Source organism: Metabacillus sediminilitoris (genome assembly GCF_009720625.1).
Lineage (GTDB): Bacteria > Bacillota > Bacilli > Bacillales > Bacillaceae > Metabacillus > Metabacillus sediminilitoris.
Genome location: NZ_CP046266.1, coordinates 2746437 through 2769581 on the forward strand (window position 1 = coordinate 2746437; position 23145 = coordinate 2769581).

The window sequence follows — 23145 nt, forward strand, 5'->3', positions numbered from 1 at the left end:
TAGTAATGAACATAAAAGTATCGGTATATAGTAAATAAAATATATAAGGGGGAAGAAGCATGAAGCTAACTCCAGAACAACGTATTCAACTACATGGCTTTAATAACTTAACAAAATCATTAAGTTTTAATATGTATGATATTTGTTATACAAAAACGAGAGAAGAACGCGAGGCATATATCGAATATATAGATGAGCAATACAATGCTGATCGTCTAACTAAAATCTTGAAATCTGTTACAGATATCATCGGTGCGCATGTGTTAAATATTGCCAAACAAGATTATGTTCCACAGGGGGCAAGTGTAACAATCTTAGTATCAGAAGGTCCAGTTGTCGAAGTTCCTACTGAATCTTATGATGAATCACCCGGACCTCTTCCTGAAGCAATTGTAATGGGTTTAGATAAAAGTCATATTACAGTTCATACATATCCGGAGTATCACCCAAATGAAGGAATAAGTACATTTAGAGCAGATATTGACGTATCGACATGTGGAGAAATATCACCTTTAAAGGCGTTAAATTATCTTATTCACTCTTTTGATACGGATATTATGACAATGGATTACCGTGTTCGAGGATTTACAAGGGATATTAAAGGGCAAAAATTGTTCATAGATCATGATATTAGTTCGATTCAAAATTATATTCCTGAAAAAGTAAAAAATCAATTTGATATGATTGATGTAAATATTTATCAAGAGAACATCTTTCATACAAAATGTAAGTTAAAAGAATTTGATTTGAATAATTATTTATTTGGCTATTCTAAAGACAAATTAAGTAAAGAAGAACAAGAAGAAATTACAGCTCGCTTAACAGAAGAAATGGATGAAATTTTTTATGGGAAAAATATTAAATAATTACTGTGAGATTTGTTAAAGAAGAAGCTGTAAATGGTAGATAATACGGGAACCAACAATCAGAAAATGTTCCATTTGAGGATTTTATAAAGAAAATTGTCCAACAAATAAAAGAACGTAATATTAAATAGAGGATTTGATTCATGACTAAGATTAAAAACAAAAAGGTATAAAAGATAGTTAATACGCTTGGATATAAGACTCAACTGCACCGCAATTGTTGAAGACATTCTAGCAATTGAAGGTGCAGTTCTTATCTATAATTTAAACTGGAATTTAATAAATTAGTTTTAACAATCAAAATAAGCACAAATTATTTCCTTATAATGATCCACACCCAAACTGAATTATCCACCAATATGAGACATTTCAATTTTATTACGTGTCATTGTTGAATCACTTCGTTCATCGGAATATTGATCTTTTCTTCCATGCCATATTTTTTGTAAATGTTCGGCTACTTCCAAATCAGATTGTTTGGAACGGATCAGATTTCTTAAATCATATCCTTTTGATGCAAAAAGACAAGTATATATTGTTCCACTCGCAGAAAGTCGAGCCCGATTACATGTTGAACAAAATGCATCTGTTACAGATGAAATAACGCCAATTTCTGTTTTAGTACCTACATAGCGATAACGAGTAGCTACTTCACCTGGATAATTAGGATCTATTTCTTCAATGGGCATTTCTTGCTGTATATCTTGCAGGATCTGCTTTTTTGGATAGACATCTTTTAGATTCCATTTATTTGTATTTCCAACATCCATAAATTCAATAAATCGTAAAATATAGCCTTTTTCACGAAAATATTTTGCCATTGGTATAATCTCTTGATCGTTCATACCGCGCTTAACAACCATATTAATTTTGACTTCTAAGCCTGCCTCTGCTGCTGCATCAATTCCCTTCATGACTGTTTTTACCGTGACCCCACGACCATTTATCTTTCCAAATACTTCATCATTTAATGAATCAAGACTAATCGATACTCGTTTTAAGCCAGCGTCCTTTAACAATTTTGCGTGAAGAGGAAGCAGGGAGCCATTTGTTGTCATTGCAATATCTTTCACACCATCGATTTGATTTATCTTGCTAATGAGTTCAGTCAAGTCCTTTCTCATCAGAGGTTCTCCACCTGTAATTCTTATTTTCTGAACACCTAGTGATTGGACGAAGATGTTAGTAAGTCTCACTATTTCTTCATAAGTCAGCAGTTCATCTCTTTTTAAAAAAGGGTAATTTGGTCCAAATATTTCGGCTGGCATACAATACGTGCAGCGAAAATTACACTTGTCAGTTACAGAAATTCGGAGGTCGCGAAGGGGTCGATTAAAGTAATCATAGGTTGTGTTTGTTCTTTCCATTGAGTATCCCTCCATCTATCATTTTTAAAGTTTGATCCTTTCAGGGTGTGAGTATATATTAAAAGAAGACCCTCTAATAAAACCTACTGCTGTGATATTTAAGTCATCTGCTAGTTTAATAGCTAGATCAGTTGGAGCTGATTTTGATAAAACAATCCCAACACCAATTTTTGCTGCCTTTACTAATACTTCTGATGAGATTCTTCCGCTAAAAACAATGATTTTCTCTCGAACTGAAACATTGTTTAATATACTATATCCGAATAATTTATCTAAAGCGTTATGTCTGCCGATATCTGTACGACTAACGATGATGCCATCTGGTGAACAAAGAGCAGCATTGTGTACGCCGCCGGTCTCCTGAAAAACAACACTGCTTTTTTGCATGTTCTCCATTAATTTTATACATTGAGTAGGAGAGATTGTTAATTTCGTTGTTGCCGTTTTAGCTGTCCTAGCATCATTATGAAAATAAAATTGTCTGCTTTTACCACAACAAGAACCAATAAAACGTTTAGAATAATATTCTTGACTTGTTGTCATTTTTGAATGCAATTTCACATGAGCATAACCAGCATCTTCATCAATGTTTAAAGAAGAAATTTCATCTTGAAACCGAATAACACCTTCTGAGGCTAAAAAGCCAATAACCATTTCATCAAAATGGGTAGGAGTACAAACCATTGTAGCAAACTCTTGATCATTGACAAAGATTGTTAACGGATATTCCGTTACAATGTCATCCTCTGTTTCTGAAAGTTGGCCATTCGTAAATTTCGTAATTTTTTGATTCACACTCATTTTTTGCACCATGTTCAACGATCATCCTTTAAAAGAAAATTCTGATTGTATAAAGTATAAACACATCAAGTGGATTTAACAAGTATAGTAGATTTCTTGATGACTACCATTTAAGTAATTGGCAATAAATATATAGCCCTACATACAAAAAATGACTGCCAGAAAAGTTTGACAAGGTTGATAAATCTCATTATCCAAAAGTGAGTAATAATCCAAATAAAATCTCAGTTTAGTATTGATGCAAAAAAGAGAACATGTTAGTATTTTTATAAGAATTCAAGGATTTGTAACAATTTGTTTCGTGATAGCGATCCTGTTGACGGTTCAAATTGGTGCTAATCGACAATAATAAGTGAGACCATTAAGGTGTAATGACAACATTACTTTCGTTGCTAAATTTCATTTGAATGCTTTATGGAATTGTAAGCGATTAAAAACAAGTTGTGCAGCCAAAAATGGTTTGATTTTCCTTTAGAATGTCAGAAATTTGTGGTAAAATATTCATGTACAACCTCGGAGCAGGCAGGAGAGTATTATGAATAAGTATGAAGCAGAATTTAGTAATATCGTACGCTCATTTAGAAAGAAACATATGGGTAAGGGACCAAGCAAAATAACAACTACATTTTGTAAAAACTGGGCCATTTGTGAAATGGAAGGAAATTTATCACCAGTTGAAAAGTTCATTGCCAGTGCAGATCAAGGAAAACATATGCTCCGCTCAGCAAGAACTGAAATGGTAAAGCAAATGTATAGGAAGACTCCACCTGTTGAGATGGAGGAATTCTTAGGGTGTAAATTTGTAGATTTATTTGTAGATATAGATATTGATAGAGATTTTGGAATGTCAATTTTTGTTTTTGATCAAGATCTTCAAGAGAAGTTTTCTAAATAAAAAGGTATGGCACTTAGTAGCGACCCTGCAAAAGACTAACCACCATTAACTCTAACATTATCATGTTGAGGTATGGTGGTTTTTCTTGTTTTTAGAGGATATTTTATCGTTTTAAACTATACTGACTTGCCCCTTAACAGGTTTATAACGTATAAACCTTCTTATCCTGAACTGGTATTAGCCAGATATTGTTTAAAGTGACAGACACGTTTCTTAACTAGATTAGGAGTTGATTTAATTGGGAAAAACGCAACATCAAGGTCCGATAAAGGCAACAAAAATCCCCCAGCCAAAACACTGGGTTAGTCCAATTCCTTTTGGACTAGGAAAGGTAAAACCACAACATTTCCGCGATACAATGAAGATTGCTATTGAAAACAGTGATAACTTAGGCTATGCAACAAAAATATTAACAAAAGGTGTATGTGATGGATGTGCATTAGGAGTATCTGGATTATTTGATCAGACTTTAAAGGGTCCCCATATTTGTACGACAAGATTGAATGTTCTACGATTAAACACAATGCCTGCTTTAAAAGAAGAAGTTGTTCATGCAGACATTGATGAACTTCGAAAATATAGCAGCACTGAATTAAGGAAATTAGGAAGAATACCCTATCCACTAATTCGTCGCAAAGGAGAAAGAAAATTTTCTCGGATAACTTGGGATGAGGCAATGGATCTCATTGCTAATAAAATGAAAGAATTAGATCCAAAACAATATGCTTTTTATTTAACTTCAAGAGGAATAACAAATGAATCTTATTACATTGCTGGAAAAGTAGCTCGATTTTTAGGTACAAACAATATAGACAATGCCTCACGCATTTGTCACTCACCAAGTAAAACAGCTTTAAAACGTTCTATTGGAGTAGGTGCATCAACGGCAAACTATCAAGATTGGTTTGGAACCGATGTTCTGATGTTTTGGGGAAGTGTTGCATCAAATAGTTCACCTGTTTCAACGAAATATATGTTAGAAGCAAAGAAACGAGGAACTAAAATTATTGTGGTGAATCCGTATAGTGAGCCGGCTATGGAAAAATATTGGATTCCTTCAAATCTTGAATCAGCGTTATTCGGAACAAAAATTGCCGACGATTTTTATCAAGTGAATATTGGTGGGGATATCGCTTTTATACACGGAATCATGAAGCATTGGTTTAAGATGGAAGAAAATCAGTACGGATCAGCAATAAACCATGAATTTGTAAATGAGCATGTTAATGGCTATGAAGAATTAAAGCTGAAAGTACAGGAACAATCATGGGATGAGATAATCAAATCATCTGGAGTACCGTATGAACGAATTGTTGAATTATCGGAATTACTTGCAAAAAGTAAAAATGCCGTATTTGCATGGGCTTTAGGTTTAACAATGCATTCCTTTGCGACTGACAATATTTCACAAGTAGCCAATCTGGCCCTTTTACGTGGTTTTCTTGGACGTGAAAATAACGGGTTAATGCCTTTCCGCGGTCATTCATCTGTACAAGGTTCTGGAGAGATGGGGGCAGATCCATTTGTATTACCAGGCAGTAATTTTGATGAGGAAAACATAAAGCGAATGGAAGAAATTTGGGGATTTAAACTACCTAAATGGCAGGGAGATATTGTTGGGGTCACACTTGAAAATATTGTACTTCCTGAAGATCATGAACGTAAAATAAAACTTTACTATTTGTCAGGCGGAAACTTCTTGGAAACTATGCCAGATCCTGAATTTGTTGAAAAAGCACTATCAGAATTAGAAATCCGCGTTCATCAGGATATCATATTGAATACTTCCACTCTTGTTGATGCAAAGGAAGCAGTAATCGTCCTTCCTGCAAAAACACGGTACGAGCAAGAAGGTGGTGGAACTTCAACATCAACTGAACGTATGGTTTATTTTTCTCCTGAAATTAAAGGGAATAAAAATGAAATAAAGGAGGCACGTTCAGAATGGCGAATCTATATTGATCTTGCGAAACGAGTTAAGCCTGATAAGGCACATTTAGTAGATTTCAAAACAGGACAAGAAATTCGTAATGAAATTGCAATTGCAAATAGGGACTATGACGGAATTCAGCATTTAAAAGATCAAGGAGACGTTTTCCAATGGGGAGGAGCATGGCTTTGTGAAGAAGGTATTTGTCCGACACCAGATGGCAAGGGGAATTTAGTAGCTGTTGATATCCCAGATTTAGGTAAGAAGGAAGGCCAATTTATTGTTACTTCACGACGTGGTAAACAATTTAATTCAATGGTTTATAAAGAAACAGATCCATTTAACAACGCAGAGCGTTATGATGTATTAATGAACGCAGATGATGCTGGTACATTAAGTATTACTGAAGGAGAAGGGATTGTCGTTTACAATGGATTTGGTGTTTTTCAAGGCAGAGCAAAATTTGTTGATATTGCAAAAGGGAACTTGGAAGTACATTTTCCAGAAGGCAATTTCTTATTACCAAGAGGGAGATATGAAAAATACGCTGGAATTCCTGATTATAATATTACTGTTTCAGTAGAAAAAGCCGACCGCTTTAATGCCCGTAAAGACATTCAATATTTAGAAAAACGTGTTGAGGATTTAGAAATTGATACTCCGGTTTAAAATGTAGGCTGACCTAATCTAATAGGTCAGCCCTTATCATATTTATTATTCTTCATCATTAATTTCTCCATCACCAATTTCATCCTCCCCGGGTTCGTCGTCACATGCAACGATGGAAGTAGCAAGTAGTGCTGAAAGTAAAAGTACAAGGAACTTTTTCATGAAAGAATTCACCACCTAGAATTATATGTGTAAAATAGGGTTCCAAAAATACTACTTAATTATGTAATTGCTATAAACATTTAACTAAAAACAAATAAAGATTGATTCAGTAAACTAGGTTTTTGTTAATATTTTCATGAGCCTACTAGGAGAAAATGTCATTCACTAGGGTGAAGAATGAAAGATAAAGATAGTACAAACTTTGAGTTATGATGAAGATGTTTATCGCGAAGAGAGAATGGTAAGTGTTGTCATTCCTTAATTATATCAAACAATGCGATCTATAATGGGCTAATATGTGAGTTAATCTGTAAAACACCCAGACTAATTCTTTGCTTTTTATTTCAATCATTATGTTCCGAATAGATTGTTATCCGTGTCATATCTATTTATTTATTCATAACCTACTAGTAATAGGGGGGAGGATAAAAGGTATGGGGAATAATGATGAATCTATTTGTCAAAAGTTTCCAAGAATTATCGGAGGCCAAATGGGTTTTGCCGGAGGTAAATGTGTAGCAACAATAAATCGAGATGAATTACATGTAACAATTTTAAAGAAACGTTTTAGAGTAACAACTTCTTTCTCTTTCGATTCAAGAGATGCTAAGACAGGACAGGCATTGTGTCTTGGTCGTGTAGTACTTTTGCAAACGGAAGTTGATGATTTTGTTGCTGCAATTCTTAAGCAGGTTCATCTTCTGTTAGCATATTATCTCCTTTCTAGATTTTCTTATTTTGCCAAGATATCATCAGGATCTCTTCCTTTTTCCCATCTTTATTTGTAGGATTTGTAGGAATGCTACAATATGATGTGGTTGTCCAAGACATCCAACTATAAGGACATTTCTTTTTTATCCTCCCAATTAATAACATAACTATTATTCTAGTCTTTATTACCTATACCAAAAAGTTATCAAGTTCAACTAGAAGAAGAAATAAACAAAGATCGAATTGCACATGGAAAAAAGCCTTTCCACCCCTCAAACAAAAGAAGAGACGAAAGAAATTAAAGTAAGCACAACAGATCCTGAAAGTGGCTATTATATTAAAAATGAACGAGAAAAACAATTTGCCTACTCCGTTCATACAGCTTGTGACTAAAAAGGCTTTGTATTAGGCAATCAAGTTACAGGTGGAAAAGATAGTCAGGTGGTAAATTCTCTAGTAGATGAATTGATTGAAAAAGTAGGTAAGCCAAATGTTCTTGCTGGAGACGCTGGATATAAAACATCACCTGTTGCGCGAAATATTTAATGGACAAAGAAATTAGACCTGTTATGCCTTACACGAGACCTCACACTAAAGATGGATTCAAGAAAAAATATGAATATGTTTATGATGAATACTATGATTGTTATATTTGTCCGAAGGATCAAGTGCTTCCTTATCGTACGACGACCAAGATGGTTACAGACAATATGCATCAAACCCAGCCATTTGTAAAGATTGCCCACTCCTTGATTCCTGTTCACAGAGTAAGGACAATTGGAAATTGATTCACCGACATATTTTGGGAAGATAAAATTGATGAGGTTAATCATTTACGACATTCAGAAATTAATAAAAACATATACGCTATGCGTAAGGAGACAATCGAACGTGTCTTTGCAGATGCCAAAGAAAAGCATGGTATGCGATGGACCACTTTAAGAGGACTTAAAAAAGTGGCCATGCAGGCGATGCTAACTTTTGCTGCCACGAATCTTAAGAAAATGGCAAACTGGGCATGGAAGTATCCCTGCCCAGCCTAAAATATTGAGATTAAATGCAAACCCCATTTCAAATCAAGGATTTGAAATGGGGTTTGTCTACAGGCCGAGAGCTAATCAAATAATGTTGATTAGCTCTTCTATATTGTTAATAAAAATAGGTTTATAAAAATCCAATAAATGAGAAATGTATATATCCTTATCTTTGAAATTGTTAATTTTAATAAAAGGAGGATAAACTTATTTGATTAGGAGATTTTAAATAATATCAATTTATCCTAGAAAGGATGGTACATTTATGGAGAAAAAATTATTAAAATTACTTAATGTTCTGTGTTTAATTTGCTTACCTTTTTTATTTCGGGGCTCAAAGATGAGGGAGAATTTACTTATTTTTTTCTCAAAAGGAGTTCTAGCAACCCTTATTGATGCTTATGTTGTTGGAACCCAAAGAGTTTCCTATCCAGTTCGCCCTTTTCCAAAAATCTTTAAAACAAATCTTATTTATGACATATTATTCTTTCCAATATTAAGTGTGATCTGGGTTAAAATATCGTATAACGATAATATAAGTAAGATACTTTTAAAGAGCTTAATATTTAGTGTTCCAATGAGTTTAGGGCAATGGTATTTTGAAAAAAATTCCAGATTGTTCAAATGGAAAAAGTGGTCGCCACTCCATACTTTTGGAAGTGTAAACTTTACATTATTTACAATTAGAGGTTTAGTTGGCTTATTAAAGAGAATAGATAAATTAAAGCAAAATCAAAATAAAACCCATAATTAAAGGTTGATATTATGATTAAAAAAACAGTTAAGCTAGAAGCCATTCTAATTGGCATCTCCACGTTTGTCAGCAATTTCTTTTACCCATTCTCCAACTTGTGGGCTTACACGTCCTTGGCGTGTACTACCTAAAATGATTCCTATATTTAATTTTTCCATTATTTTTTCCTCCTCATTAGTTGAACCATCAAATAATTTGTCTGCATTTGTCTGAAAATCCCATGCCCTTCACCAGCATAATACACTTTCATGGTGTTCTTATTCCTTATAAATTCTCAATATTTCAATTATCACTAATCAAAATATATTATATTCGACATAATTCAAGATAATGTAATACACTAAATTTCTTTTGTCAAAAACATTGTTTTTATGACTTGATTAAATTATATATTGCGCTGGAGTTTCAAAAATAATTCGGAAGATATTGAATGATAAAAGCTCCTTTGTCTACAACTATTTATACAAACGTAACTGGTGTGTAATTCATGGTATTAGATATAACGTCCCCTGATAAACCCGAATATACACGAATCAAGGCGTTTTTATCTCGGAGAACGGTATATCTTTTACGTGAATGATTTAGTAACGGATGCCTTTTGTAGATCAAGATCTAGATCATTAAGTGACTTTATTGTTACAGTCAGAACAGATCAAAATTGACTTAAAATCTAATTGAAAAACTTTATATTTATATTCACTAAGTTTTCCCCTTTTAAAATTAATAAATTAGCTTATAACTTTTTTCTTTTAAGAAACAACGTCATAAAAAATACAATAACAGCTAAAGTAGTAGTCACAAGAAAAGCATCTTGCATTCCCAAAATACTTGCTTCTTTAATCGCCACAGATTCCGATATTGTACTTGAAATTTGAGGTAAATAATTTTTAGTTTGTGTCGACATTATGGTAGTTAATAACGCTGTACCTATTGAACCAGAAACCATTCGAGCTGTATTAGCAGCAGCTGCACCATGTCTGCTCATGGATTGAGGGAGTTGATTTAATCCATATGTCATTACTGTCATCATAATAAAAGAGATTCCAAACATAAAAGTAGAGTACAGAGCTGATACAAATAATAAACTAGAATGTAAACTTAAAGTGGTATATAACCAAGATGTTACTACAATCAAAGACATTCCAATGTAAGTTAATGGTCGTATACCATAACGATCTAAAATGATTCCAGCTATAGGTGACATTATACCCATCAAAATTGCACCAGGTAGCGGAATCAAACCAGTTTGAAATGTTGAATGACCTAAAATGTTTTGTATATATACAGGAGTTAAAAGCTCAACACTATACATAGCAAGTGCTACAAACGAACCAATGGCTATTGTTATAGAAAACTGCTTGTTTTTAAAGACAGATAAGTTAAGCATTGGTTGCTCAGCGACTAACTCACACCATATAAATAAGCTTATAAAAATTACGCCTATGATGATTGTAATAATTACTTGATCAGCCCTCCAACCAAGACTTCCAGCCATTGAAAAACCGTATAATAAGGAGCCTAATCCTATAGTTGATGTAATGACACCTGGAAAATCAAATTTGGGATTGCTTTTTTCTGTCACATTACGTAAAAAAATGAGAGCGAAAATTAAATTTATGATTCCTATTGGAATAACAATGTAAAATAAAACTCTCCAAGAGTAGTGCTGCAGGATCCATCCTGATAAAGTGGGACCAATAGCAGGTGCAAATGTCATGGCAATACCGATCATCCCCATTGCTTTTCCTCTTTTTTCAGGCGGAAACAAACTGAAAATGACAAATTGCACAAGTGGCATCATCACCCCAGCTCCAGCTGCTTGTAATAATCGCCCTGCTAGCAAAAATGAAAAACTAGGTGCAAGAGCACTTAAAATGGTCCCGATTGTAAATAGCCCAATGGAACTTATAAATAATTGTCTTGTAGAAAATTTCCCAATGAGATATGCCGTAATGGGAATAACTATTCCATTAACCATAATAAATCCTGTACTTAGCCACTGAACGGTATTAACTTCTAAATCAAAAACCTTACTTAATTCTGGGATGGCAACATTTAATAGGGTTTGATTCAATAGAGCCATAAAAGAACCAAGAACTAAAATGGATAAGATTAAAAATCTAGCCTTACTACTTAAGTTAAACGGGGCAGCTTTATTTTTAACGTTTTCTATCATGATCATCATCACCTAATCCTAATTATTTCGAAAGATTGCTTGAGGTTTAGATGAATCGTAACCTCAAGCATTTTTATATTTCCTAGTACTGTTAGAAAGTATCAGCTAAAATCTCTGCTTTTTTAATTCCATCTGTAATTAATGCTTCTTTTCTATCAGGATATTGATTATGCCCTTCAACAACCACCGTAGAAATCTGATTAATACCGAACATATGCAATGTTTTCACCACAAAATTCACCGCTATTTCTTCTGATTTCAATGGCTCCATAGAGTAGTCTCCACCTCTAGCATTAAGAATTGCAATTTTTTTATCAGGAACAAGCCCAATTGGTCCCTCTGGTGTATATTTAAATGTTTGACCAGCGACATTTAAATAATCTAAATACGTATGAAGAACAGCTGGTATTGTTTTATTCCACAAAGGAAATGCAAAAACAACTTTATCTACTTCAAGAAATTGTTGTAAGTAACGTTTTTGAATATCAGATGCCATTCTTTCTTCAGCTGTAAGTTCAAATCCTTGTGATGACTTAAATAATCCGTTTATCATATTTACACCGTAATAAGGAAGCTCCTCTTTAAATAAATCCAATTCGACAATCACATCATTTGGATTTCTTTCTTTATAACGATCCGTAAAAGAATGATATAACTGTAAACTTACTGATTGCTCAATTGGTCTATTGTTCGCTTTGACAAATAATACTTTAGCCATTTTTAAAATCCTCCAAATTTATATTTTGTTTATATTGTTAGAGATAGTACCGGTTATACCTCACGCAATATAATTGTTTATGCAACTAAAAATTTGTTATATTATAAGTACTTATAAAGAAATAAAGATAAATTTAGTTGCTTACGCAACAAATATTATAATAGAATTCTCCATAGAGCAAGTGAATTTTATTGTTAAAAAGTGGTAATATAGATTAAGATGGGGATTAAACTATAATTTTTGTATAATAATCTTACAAAGAATTATCTCAGAAAGGAGAACTATAATGTGTAACGATAAAAAAGGGTCAATTGGTCGTTGGATTTCATTGCTACATAGATATGGAAATGTTTATATTAATGAACAATTAAAAGAATATAATCTAGGAGCAGGCCAATATCAATTCCTTGCTGTTTTATATCAAAATGAAGGATTATCTCAAGATGAAATTGCATGTTTTTTAAAAATGGACAAGGGTACAGCAGCTAGAGCAATTGCAAAATTAGAGAAAGAAGGGTATGTAGAGAGAAAGGTTTTTAGTGTTGATAAAAGAATAAAAAAATTGTATCTGACGGATAAAGCATATGCGTTTGAATCAAAGCTAACTTCAATTTTATTAGGATGGACAAATATTATAACTAAAGATTTGTCTGTGGATGAACAGGAATATGCTTTGAAACTACTTAATAAAATGTCTTTAAATGCTGAAGATTTTTTTAAAAAAATGAAATAATTTGCTAAAATCACTTAGTAAGGAATTCAGGATTATTATCTTGTCTATTTTATAATTTGAACAAATGGGTGCGTATAATAAAAAGCAAAACACCGATTACTACTTTGTGTAGGATATCATTTTCTCTTTCCAAAAATGTGATGAAGTATAATATCTGCGTATTGATAGTGAGAGACCTAAAAAATAACGTGTTCGTGCTAAGTTAGGATTGAAATCTTTTCAAACTTCGAAGTATTTTTACAGAAATGAAGCTGTACTGTATGATCAAGAAAAGACAAACTTCCTTAGGAGAGAAGTTTGTCACAAATCAGGCGAAGTTTATCCATCAAACTTATTGGAATTACTTCATTTGTTTATTTCTGTAAGGAATCTGTATATATTTTTTTACTAGTGCAATCCTTGCACCTGAACCCTTTAAGGTATATATAGGTTTTATGTTTACCTATTTACAATGCAAAATCCATTTATTTATCAGGTCTCGGACCAGGATCAATGCCAGAGTTTTCTACTGTTATGATTGGGCGAACCGTCACGTCTCCATCCACACGAATTTGACACGATAAACGTAAATGGTCTTCAATTCCTTTTTCCGAAAAGGCATTTTTTTCTACATTGGTCAGATCGCAAAACTCACCTGCCAATACTTCTACTCTGCAGGTCGTACATTTTGCCTTCCCGCCGCAACGATGGAGGATATTTACACCGTTATCTTCTAGTGCTAATACTAACTTTTTTCCTTTTTCTACTTCAAAAGTTCCTCGACCTAATACAGTAACGATTGGCATTTTATTACCTCCCCTTACTAAATGATGAATGCCAATGCCAAAGGCCTTTAACTAGTAATTAACTTACCTGGTGTTTTATAGACATGAAATATAGAAATGTTACTTTTTAAAATCCAGAGTGCTACAAAAGCTTAATGATGAAAAGTTAACACATATTAGAAAATATTATGTTTGAATTGTATTCCAGAAGTTTGAAAGGAGTCAGAATATAGTAAGATCTATAGATGTCAATTTACATGTTATACGTAGTGTTTCCTAAATGTAAGTACTTAATTTTATAATTGCGATCCCAATAAATACCTCATATATACTTTAAGAATAATGACCTATTATCGGAAGCAAAGACCCTCGGATTTAAAATTTGAGGGTTTTTTTAATATCGTAAAAATAATACTGCTCGACATTCTAAAAAAACAATGGCATATATTTAAATGATTATCTAACAAGGAAAAGAGGTAGATCTATGTTTATTTATGTAGTTAAAACGGGTGATTCATTATTCTCCATTGCAACAAAATATCAAGTTTCTATGGATAGTATACGCTTAATGAACGGATTAACGACAGACAGATTAGTACCAGGACAAGATTTACTTATTCCAACAGATATGTATATTGTTCAACCTGGGGATTCGCTATATTCCATTTCTCAAATGAGTTTAACTCCAATCGAAACAATACGTCTATATAACAGTCTGCAATCGGATTTTTTGATGGTTGGAATGAGGTTGTATTTGCCTCCGAGACCTAAGTATGAATTAGAAGGTTTTAGTTATATAACACCTTCTACACCTGAAAGGAATCAAATGATCGTTCAGACCTTTGCACCGATTAATACTTACTTTGGAATTTTTGAGTACCATGTTCTAGAAGATGGAAGTTTGAGTACTTTAAATGATCAGCAACTGATTAGGCTATCAAGAGAGAATAAGGTAGCACCACTTGCAGTTATTACGAATTTGACACCGACTGGGTTTAGCCCAGAATTAACAAGACGAGTATTAAGTTCTCCTGAGATAAGAGAACGATTAATTAATAATATCTACAATCTAGTTAAGACCAAAAACTATGCTGGGGTAAATATTGATTTTGAAAGGATACGTGAAGGAGAAAGGGATTTATATAGTGGTTTTTTACGTTCGATAAGTGAACGATTGAGGCCCGAGGGATATTATACATCTGTTGCAGTTCCAGCGAAAACAAGTGATGATATTCCTTGGCTAAAGGGGTATGATTATGGGGGAATTGGAGCAGCTGTTGATTTTGTCTTTATTATGGCCTATGACTGGCACGAAGCAAGTAGTCCCCCTGGACCTGTTGCTCCTATTAGGGAAGTTAGACAAACAATCGAGTATGCTCTTAATCATATGAGAGGAAATAAAATTATCCTTGGTGTTCCGCGCTATGGGTACGACTGGACAATGTCTGATGGAACTGTAGATAGTGCCCGTGCAGTTTCTGTTTCTAGAGCAATAGAAACAGCTATGAAATTTCAGGTACCTATCCAATATTCTACAGAATACCAGCAGCCTTTCTTTCAATATCGAGACGAAACGGGTAAGAGACATATTGTATGGTTTGAAGACGCGAGGGCTCGTGCTCATAAGTTCCAACTGGTGGTTAATTATCGTTTAAGAGGGGTTGGGGCTTGGCAATTAGGATTACACTTTCCTCAATCTGCTATTTTAGTTAGAGAATTTTTCACTACGAAAAAAATCATTTGACACATAACCCTTTATAAATTATAGGTTATATTAAGTAAAAAGAGCAGATAGTTAAGCTATTTGCTCTTTTTTGAATCTTTTTACGAAGAGTTCGAAAGTAAGGATAACGGATTTACCAAGATCTTTTTCTCGATGATTTACAAATAGTATCTACTGACGTACCCGTAACTGATATTAAACAATAGTCTTGTAGAAAGAATATTCTAACCATTTATCGGTGTTAGTTTGATGGGCATGTGGTAGGACTACTAAATGGTGTATTATAACACGCTACAAAAGCTTAATTCTCTAAGCTTTTTCTCTTTTTAAAAAAGTTGATGATGTTCAACCCAAAAAACAATGTTGGAATGTAACAGTATAAAAAAACTAAGCCTGCAGTTGATTGGAATGAAATAATGTTCTCAATACTAATTTCAGTTTTTAAATTAATAACAATAACAATGACTATGGCACTTGATATCCATAGCGATCTTTTAGGTTTAAGGTTGATTGTTGTCTTTAAGATTCTTGTTCCACCCCACAAATAGACACAACAAGGAGGTAAGATGACTAAAAGCCATGCAAATATATAAATGTATTCAAATCTTTCAATGAAAGGAAACTGGATTATTTTTGATAAAATCAAGATTGGCCATATTGTATGTTCCAACTGTCGAATATTGAAATATACAAACGACACAATTGTAATAATAAAATATAGAATGGTTGTATAGGCGATTGAAATATGAGCCCATTTCTGGGAATTTTGATTATTTTTAATAAAAGGAAAATAGATTAACAATAATTCGGGTCCCAAGTAATTGCTGATAGTTTGATTTGCTGAAGCGATATAGTCACCTAAGTTATGGTTAAAAAGGGGAAGTAAATTATTCCAGTTTGCATATTTTAATGGGAAATAAAGGGTCACAAGTACAACACTGGGTAGCACTACCCCCCAAAAACATATGCCAGTAACCACTCTGAATCCACCTGAAACAATATATGCAGAAGCCAACACAATAACTAGTGATAACTCCCATAGATGGACATATGGAAAAACCCAAACTTGTAAAATTTCTATGTACGAACGTACTATTGTTGATACCGTTAAAATTATATATCCATAAAAACAAAGATTGAAAATGTTGCCAATCCATTTTCCAAACATCTGTTGATGTAAGGATAAAATATCTCCATTGTTAGATTTCTTTAACAAAAAATACATCATCCATATTATTAGATGAAAACTAAAACCAACCAACAATATTGAAATCCATGCATCTTGTTCAGCCCCCTCCACTATTTCACTTTGAAAATTCAGCATACCTACGCTAGTCTGTGTCCCATGGATAATGAAGAATAAGAAAAAGGGAGAAACGGTTAAACTTTCCTTTACTTGTTTACTCATAATAAACCACCAAAATGTCTAATCTCCGATCCCAGATTGATGTAGTTGAATGCTAAGCTTAATATCGAATGTTACATTTGGATATACGGTATCATAAAATTCTTCTTCATCCCATTTTTTGCTATGTGCTCTTACCAAATCACCGACACCTAAGGGATCGACCTCATGCTCTTGGAATTCTAACAAAAGTTTTAATAGGTCGTTATTCATTTGCTTTTCCAACTGCCTTGTTAATAATTTATAGTTTTCATTTTTTTTCAAATCTAACCATACCGGATAATCTCTAACCATTCCATGTAATGTAATGCTATATGTTACCTTTGGCCCGGATTCATGTTTTGATACAGATTCAATCTTTTCTCCGTAAAGACTTGTCAATACGGCTAGACCTTCTTGTTGTCCTTTACTTACCTTAAACGACATATCCCCATTCATCGATCTTGCTTGTAATATTTTATAAAGAGCCATCTCTTTGTGATTTAAGACTAGAGACAAATGGTCTTTTTTAAATACTGCATATCCGTCAATTCCAACTTTCCCATGTTCATTTAGATTTATAAAAGGAACAGATACATCTCTTCCTTCTCCATAGTAATCAAACAGAAATATCTGTAGATTGGAAACGGGTACATTTCCTGATTTAAAGTTTTGTTCGATCAATTTAGGAAGGTAGTTATTTCCTTCCTTTGTAAGATTGTTTAAAATTTTTTCCGTTGGTTCTTTTGAAACAGCAATAATCAAGTTGCTACCGATTAAAGGGTCTTTACATATTGTTTTGACAATATGCGAGATGCCATCTCTCGCTAAATTTTCGCTGAACAATAAAAGTTGTAACTTACCGATTTCAATAGGTTTTGATGATTGATTGTTTATTTCGTTTAGAATCAATTTCGTACTTTTTTCATGTCCTTGCAAAGAATAAATTTTCCCTTGATTTTGTTCTTCAATATAGTCTGTATAAAGAGCTGTTCCAATATAATCGCGATCTTCTTTGTCGAAACCTATGATTGAAATCATATGTATATCATCAACAATTTTACCGCGATTACAACCTGTCAAAACAAATATGAGTAAACTAAGGCTGTAAAATATACAAATGATTTTACGTATTTTGTTACTCATTATTAATATCCTCCTTGTCTTGATGAGGTGTATATCGTCTTAGTGAAAGAGGTTTTAAAAACTTGCTTCGAGTTGTTGTATATTGATATGACGAACGAATAAAACTATCTCGAAAATTCTTTATTCTAAATGGGTAAAGAGGAACCAAGTAGGGAGTTCCTAAAGATTTTAATCTTAATAAATGACCTAAAAGAAAAATAAATCCAATAACAATTCCAAAGCCACCCCAAAACGCTGAAACTACTATGAATGGAAAACGTAAGAGACGAACGGTATTAGACATTTTAAAGATAGGTGTTGTAAATGAGGCGAGTGCCGATAACGCAACAATTATCAGCAATATATTACTTGTTAGCGCTGCTTCTACGGCTGCCTGTCCAATAACAATACCTCCCACAATACCTAACGTCTGTCCAATCTTAGTTGGTAAGCGTGCCCCTGCTTCACGAAGTAATTCAATCGTAATTTCTAAAAATATAACTTCCAATACGGGCGGAAACGGAACGTTTGCTCTGGAACTGATAAGAGGTCCAAGTAAATCTCCTGGTATAATTTCATAATGATATGTTAATACAGCAACATATAACGGAGTGGCAAAGATCGAGAAAATCACACCAATAAAGCGTATAATTCGAAAGAAAGATCCCACTACCCAGGGCAGATAATAATCTTCTGGTGAAATAAAAAAATCCATTAACGTTGACGGTCCAGTAACGACATAGGGTGATCCATTCGTCAAAATAGCAACTTGTCCGTTTATAACGGCATAAGTAGCACGGTCAATTCGCTCTGTAGATAAAAAAATGGGAAAAGGTGTATTAGAGTTATCCGAAATCATTTGATCAATTTGAGAACTATCAAATATCACATCGAAATCTATATTCTTTAGCCGCTGGCTTACGGTTTGGATGTGTTGTGGATTGGTAATTCCATCTAAATAGGCGATTACTACCTTTGTTTTAGACATAGATCCCATCGTAATCTCTTCAAAAACTAAATCAGGGATGGCAATTTGCTTTCTCAATAAATGTATGTTGATATCAATGTTTTCTACAAATCCGATTTTTGGCCCGACAACACTAAATTCATTTTCTGTGTCATTGTTCTGGCGGTAGCCAAGATTACCGTTTTCAACATTTACAGTAAGGTAGTTATTATCTAATTCCTTTAACTGGATAATGACATATCCCTTCATGAGCCTTTTTTCAAGATCTGAAGTATTACTTGTAACATTTATATCATCAAATGGTATTATATTTTTTATATCATTTAAATGTTTAATTATTTCAACGTTCTTTTGAATGGCTGGGAGGAGGAGTCGATTGATCTTTTCTGCATCTACCATGGTTTTATAATAACTGATTAGAATTTTATCCTGATTTTCAATAGGAGAGAATTGATGAAAATCACTTGACTTACTAGCTTGTTGAAAGATAACACTAATTGATTTTGGTTCAGATTGGTTCTTAAGCTTCTTTTTATTCAGAAGTTCTCTTAAAAATGGCACAGTCATTTCCCCGCTTATTTATGAATCATATTGGTAAACTTTTTTTATCCAATTTTTTTGCTGAAAATTCCCACTAATATACCAGGCACAAACATCATCTAGGTCCCTATAGGCCTTAACTGATATCTAAATAAGGTAATAAAAAGGTCAACCGTTCCATTGCAATATAATTCCTTCCTTTAAGTTAATTGGCTATAGTTATTATGTACATATAAAAAGAGGATATGTATTATATCCTTGCATTAAGTAGTTATAGACTATCTTGTCCCTTCGGTAAAAAATGATAGTTCTATAAACGTCCGTTTTTAGTTCAAATGATTAGGTTTCTTAAAAGTCTTAAATAATACTAAAATATATAACCAAAACTATAACCAATATCAAATCATCATTACATCCACCCCAAATCCCTTTTTGGTATAATTAATGCGTACAGAAAGGGGGACTTCTTATTGAAATTTGGTTATGCTCGTGTGAGTACCCAAGATCAGTCATTATCATTACAACTCGATGCATTGGATCGTTATTGAGTGGAAGAAACTTTTGAGGAAAAAGAATCAGGTAAAAGAAAAAACCGTCCGCAGTTGGACGAGCTTCTTAAAGTATTACGAAAAGACGATACAGTGGTTGTCTATAAATTAGATCGAATCAGCCGAAGCACCAAACATTTCTCATGGAACATTTTGAAGTAAAGGGTATTCATTTTGTGTCTATTCAAGACAATATTCACACTACAACAGCTATGGGAAGATTCTTCTTCAGAATGTTGGCCAGCATAGCTGAATTAGAACGGGATATCATTAGCGAAAGAACGAAAGATGGATTAACGGCAGCTAGAGCAAGGGGAAGAAAAGGAGGGAGGCCAAAGGTTGAATCAAAAAAGATCGTGCTTGCTATGAAAATGTATGAAAGCAAAGACTACTCCTTATCTCAAATTAAAGAAGCTACCGGGATTGGAGCAACAACTTTATATCGTTACTTGGAAAAGAAAACATTAACCGGAGAAGAGATGAAAGAATATAGCCCTTGAGATAAAAGGCAATCAAAAAAATATGTAATGAGCCTGTTTTGATACTTTTACAAAACGGGCTTTGTTATTTGAAATAACACCGATTTGCAGAATAATTCCAGAATACTAGTTATGATCTGTTAAAATCCTATAATGTACTCATTTTTATATCCAAAAACAGTTTAAGGTTGAAGTGGTGCGGTTTTGAGGGGATCAATAATTCTATGTACTCAAATTCATGTCCCCAATGTACTTTAATTTATGTCCTCGTACACCTTGAAATTCCAGAGATACAGTTTATTCCCTTCGAGGGGGCAGGAAAAGTTACCCGAAATGGACAGTTTCAGCTACTCGGACTCTTTTTTTCCTACAGCCCGTGCTTTTTCATAGCTTTCAATTAACAGTTTATATTCTGGTAAAATTTCTGCATAAATCTCAATGAATTGATCCGCATCTGGTCGGTTCCATGTTTTCTGTACCTCACTGATCATCGCAAATGTACTCATCGGGATGGCTCCAGCTTGGATTAATCGAGCTAAGGAAGTATCAAACGACATTTTACTTTCAGAACCTGATGCATCCATCACAACATACACTTTATATCCTTCTGCTAGTGCACTGATTGCGGGAAATGCGAGGCAAACACTAGATAATGTCCCTGCAATAATTAATGTGTTTTTCCCCGTCTTTTTTACAGCATCTACAAATATTGGATTATCCCATGCGTTAATATCCTTCCTAGAAATATACGTTGAATCTGGAAGAATCGAAAAAATCTCAGGAATGAGTGGTCCATTTTGACCTTCTGGGGTGGAAGCCGTAGTTATAGTTGGCATATCCACTAGTTTGGCCATCTTAGCTAAAGCTACAACATTTCTACGTAGCTCAGTTACTGTTAAATCATTAACTAGTTGAAATAAGCCTGATTGATTATCAATAAGTAGTAAAGCAGCATCATGAGGGTCAAGCAATTGTTTTAATGTGTTTTTTTGTTCTGTGTTTTTACTTTTTACTTTGTCATGGTGGTGAGGATACTTAGGATAACTTTGATGAGAAGGCATTTTTGAATGCTGAGCATGATTATCATAAGGTGAACTACTATACAGTGGACGAGGTACATAAGCCTGAGCGGGATGATAAAATGTTACGTTTGCAGAAGCAAGATAATTCGGCTGGTGGTTCATTGATCTTAGATCTTGAAAAGCGATTTGTTGTGCTTGTTGTACCGAAATTCTCTGTCCAAACATTGGTTTTGGATTAACGAAATACCTTCCATACACAGAAAAACAACCCCCTTCATTTCAAAAAACTGATTGTTCAACTATATGCATTCTAAGTCATGGTATAAGTGGTCATTTACCACAGGCATAGTGGTTTTACATGGCTAGGGCTAAAATCTAATGCCACGGGGCTCTTTGTAAAGACGAAGACGCACGTTTTTTCACATGACAACATGAAAAATATTGAAAGTCAAGATTAAAAGTAAGCTACCTATAACAAATCCTAGAATAATAGTTATAATTAATAATACGATTTAAAGATCTCCCTGATCATAAGATTAGGTGAATTAATGACACTTTATTATATGTGATAAAAATAATTTGATTCACAGTTGTATAACATATAAATCAGCTTTTTCAACAATCGATCGAGTGATTTATGAAGACAAATTGCATTTTCCTTTTTATGTGAGAAGGCTAATAAACTTAAACTACTTCCTTGAACTATTTGTTAGCCATACTATGAGAACGATAAAGGAGATGGTTTATAAACATACTTCATGTAATCGATACCAAAGAGCAACACCATTTTGATCCTCTTCGATTTTTACCAAACCGAAAGTTATAACCTATCGTGACTTCAATAGCATTTAATTCTGTTAAATGGTTTGTGATAAATGATTCGGGAGAAAGATTAGCAAATAATTGTATCGTCTATACACAATGAATGGTTGTTTGATGATCCTAATTTGATTTATGTTAATATTGAAGACGTTGATGATCCGCTAATTTTCGCAAAGAAAGTCAGAAAAGCGTTAAAGAACTTATCATTTTCATATTAAAAAGCTGATTTTAAACTTTTTGAAACTTAAATAATAAAATTTCATTTTATAAAATTGAAACTTAATGCAAAGTTATTCGTATAAAAAGATGGTAAACCATTATTGGTTATGATATCGAAATTTAAAAATTGAGGGGAGAAAATAAAAATGAAAAAACTTCTATGTGTTATTGCAATTACAACAATCATGCTGCTTAGTGCATGTTCATTAGTAGATGAGGTTAATCAGTCAGTCGATTATGTAAATGAAACGAAAAGTTATATTAATACATTAAGTGATTTCGGAGAACAGGCACCTCAACTTGTCCAAGATGCAGCGGTTGATCCAGATGCAAGAGCAGAGCTTGAAAATCAATTAAATACGATCGTTGAAGAAGCTGAGGAATTTAATAATCTTGAAGCACCTACAGTTGCAGAAGATATCCATCAGGACCTGGTTTCAAAAAATGAAGTGTTGCTAGAAGAGGTTAATAATGTAATAGCTGGCGGAGAAATAGCTCTTGATAAATTAGAGAATTCCGAGATTCTAAATACTGTGAATGATGTTACATCTCTTTTAGAATCTGTTGAGAAATTGGAATTATAATATTTCCATTTTTTAATCTTTATTTCCTACCTATAAAACAATTAGAATGTATGTATATAAATATCTATAGTAATCTTTTATTTTTTTTAATATTAGTATAAGATATATATACATGATCTTAAGACCAAGTCATAAATTTTAGGTAGGGTGAT

Annotated in this window: 18 protein-coding genes and 4 pseudogenes; 11 read left to right on the plus strand and 11 right to left on the minus strand. The window is 33.4% G+C overall.

Going from position 1 to position 23145, the window contains the following annotated elements:
- Nucleotides 1-59 precede the first annotated feature (59 nt).
- A complete protein-coding gene (speD, locus tag GMB29_RS12995; protein ID WP_136354181.1) occupies nt 60-866 on the plus strand; it encodes an adenosylmethionine decarboxylase in 807 nt (268 codons plus the stop codon).
- 347 nt (nt 867-1213) lie between these two features.
- Here speD and moaA read toward each other — a convergent pair whose 3' ends face one another.
- Together moaA and fdhD are read right to left on the minus strand one after the other, a co-directional pair.
- A complete protein-coding gene (moaA, locus tag GMB29_RS13000) occupies nt 1214-2233 on the minus strand; it encodes a GTP 3',8-cyclase MoaA (protein ID WP_136354183.1) in 1020 nt (339 codons plus the stop codon).
- 24 nt (nt 2234-2257) lie between these two features.
- Nucleotides 2258-3046, minus strand: coding sequence for a formate dehydrogenase accessory sulfurtransferase FdhD (gene fdhD / locus GMB29_RS13005; RefSeq protein WP_136354185.1), 789 nt, complete (start codon nt 3044-3046; stop codon nt 2258-2260).
- 523 nt (nt 3047-3569) lie between these two features.
- Here fdhD and GMB29_RS13010 point away from each other — a divergent pair.
- The 5 genes and pseudogenes from GMB29_RS13010 (at nt 3570) to GMB29_RS13030 (ending at nt 9189) form a co-directional block, all read left to right on the plus strand.
- Nucleotides 3570-3929, plus strand: a complete 360-nt coding sequence (locus GMB29_RS13010) for a Na-translocating system protein MpsC family protein (RefSeq protein WP_136354187.1) — start codon at nt 3570-3572, stop codon at nt 3927-3929.
- 238 nt (nt 3930-4167) lie between these two features.
- The gene (locus GMB29_RS13015) at nt 4168-6528 is read left to right on the plus strand and encodes an FdhF/YdeP family oxidoreductase (RefSeq protein WP_136354189.1); all 2361 of its coding nucleotides are present in this window, start codon (nt 4168-4170) and stop codon (nt 6526-6528) included.
- Nucleotides 6529-7124: 596 nt separating this feature from the next.
- On the plus strand, nt 7125-7478 hold the full coding sequence (locus GMB29_RS13020) for a DUF1259 domain-containing protein (protein WP_136354191.1): 354 nt from the start codon (nt 7125-7127) through the stop codon (nt 7476-7478).
- Between the two features lie 120 nt (nt 7479-7598).
- Nucleotides 7599-8444, plus strand: a pseudogene (locus GMB29_RS13025) (transposase); the annotation flags it as partial.
- Nucleotides 8445-8700: 256 nt separating this feature from the next.
- Nucleotides 8701-9189, plus strand: a complete 489-nt coding sequence (locus tag GMB29_RS13030; RefSeq protein ID WP_136354193.1) for a CBO0543 family protein — start codon at nt 8701-8703, stop codon at nt 9187-9189.
- A gap of 47 nt (nt 9190-9236) precedes the next feature.
- Here the strand turns inward: GMB29_RS13030 and GMB29_RS13035 are convergent.
- The 3 genes and pseudogenes from GMB29_RS13035 to GMB29_RS13045 all read right to left on the minus strand — a co-directional run.
- Nucleotides 9237-9347, minus strand: a pseudogene (locus GMB29_RS13035) (NADPH-dependent oxidoreductase); the annotation flags it as partial.
- Nucleotides 9348-9922: 575 nt separating this feature from the next.
- The gene (locus tag GMB29_RS13040) at nt 9923-11365 is read right to left on the minus strand and encodes a DHA2 family efflux MFS transporter permease subunit (protein WP_227551687.1); all 1443 of its coding nucleotides are present in this window, start codon (nt 11363-11365) and stop codon (nt 9923-9925) included.
- 91 nt (nt 11366-11456) lie between these two features.
- The gene (locus tag GMB29_RS13045) at nt 11457-12083 is read right to left on the minus strand and encodes an FMN-dependent NADH-azoreductase (RefSeq protein ID WP_136354197.1); all 627 of its coding nucleotides are present in this window, start codon (nt 12081-12083) and stop codon (nt 11457-11459) included.
- Nucleotides 12084-12369: 286 nt separating this feature from the next.
- On the opposite strand from GMB29_RS13045, the gene GMB29_RS13050 reads away from it, so the two are divergent.
- Nucleotides 12370-12816 carry a MarR family winged helix-turn-helix transcriptional regulator gene (locus tag GMB29_RS13050; RefSeq protein WP_227551688.1) on the plus strand — a complete coding sequence of 149 codons (447 nt, stop codon included), beginning with the start codon at nt 12370-12372 and terminating at the stop codon, nt 12814-12816.
- Nucleotides 12817-13280: 464 nt separating this feature from the next.
- Here the strand turns inward: GMB29_RS13050 and GMB29_RS13055 are convergent, their stop codons facing one another.
- A complete protein-coding gene (locus tag GMB29_RS13055; protein WP_136354201.1) occupies nt 13281-13601 on the minus strand; it encodes a 2Fe-2S iron-sulfur cluster-binding protein in 321 nt (106 codons plus the stop codon).
- 463 nt (nt 13602-14064) lie between these two features.
- Between GMB29_RS13055 and GMB29_RS13060 the strand changes: the two genes are divergently transcribed.
- Nucleotides 14065-15324, plus strand: a complete 1260-nt coding sequence (locus GMB29_RS13060; protein ID WP_136354203.1) for a glycosyl hydrolase family 18 protein — start codon at nt 14065-14067, stop codon at nt 15322-15324.
- Between the two features lie 280 nt (nt 15325-15604).
- Here GMB29_RS13060 and GMB29_RS13065 read toward each other — a convergent pair whose 3' ends face one another.
- The 3 genes from GMB29_RS13065 to GMB29_RS13075 are packed head-to-tail and all read right to left on the minus strand — an operon-like array spanning nt 15605 to nt 19340.
- Nucleotides 15605-16711, minus strand: a complete 1107-nt coding sequence (locus GMB29_RS13065) for a GerAB/ArcD/ProY family transporter (protein WP_136354205.1) — start codon at nt 16709-16711, stop codon at nt 15605-15607.
- Nucleotides 16712-16729: 18 nt separating this feature from the next.
- Complete coding sequence (locus tag GMB29_RS13070; RefSeq protein WP_136354207.1) at nt 16730-17833, minus strand: Ger(x)C family spore germination protein; 1104 nt, start codon at nt 17831-17833, stop codon at nt 16730-16732.
- Nucleotides 17826-19340: a spore germination protein gene (locus GMB29_RS13075; protein WP_227551689.1), complete on the minus strand. Its 1515-nt coding sequence runs from the start codon at nt 19338-19340 to the stop codon at nt 17826-17828. Before GMB29_RS13075 ends, GMB29_RS13070 begins: the two co-directional genes overlap by 8 nt.
- Nucleotides 19341-19789: 449 nt before the next feature.
- Between GMB29_RS13075 and GMB29_RS13080 the strand changes: the two are divergent.
- Nucleotides 19790-20367: pseudogene (locus GMB29_RS13080) on the plus strand (recombinase family protein).
- Between the two features lie 326 nt (nt 20368-20693).
- On the opposite strand, the gene GMB29_RS13085 reads toward GMB29_RS13080, so the two are convergent.
- A complete protein-coding gene (locus GMB29_RS13085) occupies nt 20694-21626 on the minus strand; it encodes a hydrolase (RefSeq protein WP_227551690.1) in 933 nt (310 codons plus the stop codon).
- Nucleotides 21627-22124: 498 nt separating this feature from the next.
- Nucleotides 22125-22277, minus strand: coding sequence for a nucleotidyl transferase family protein (locus GMB29_RS28085; RefSeq protein WP_136354351.1), 153 nt, complete (start codon nt 22275-22277; stop codon nt 22125-22127).
- On the opposite strand from GMB29_RS28085, the pseudogene GMB29_RS13095 reads away from it, so the two are divergent.
- Both GMB29_RS13095 and GMB29_RS13100 read left to right on the plus strand, forming a co-directional pair.
- A pseudogene (locus GMB29_RS13095) lies at nt 22268-22408 on the plus strand (DUF1259 domain-containing protein); the annotation flags it as partial. The gene GMB29_RS28085 and the pseudogene GMB29_RS13095 overlap by 10 nt on opposite strands.
- A 147-nt stretch (nt 22409-22555) precedes the next feature.
- The gene (locus GMB29_RS13100; protein ID WP_136354211.1) at nt 22556-22993 is read left to right on the plus strand and encodes a DUF6376 family protein; all 438 of its coding nucleotides are present in this window, start codon (nt 22556-22558) and stop codon (nt 22991-22993) included.
- The last annotated feature ends 152 nt before the right edge of the window (nt 22994-23145 follow it).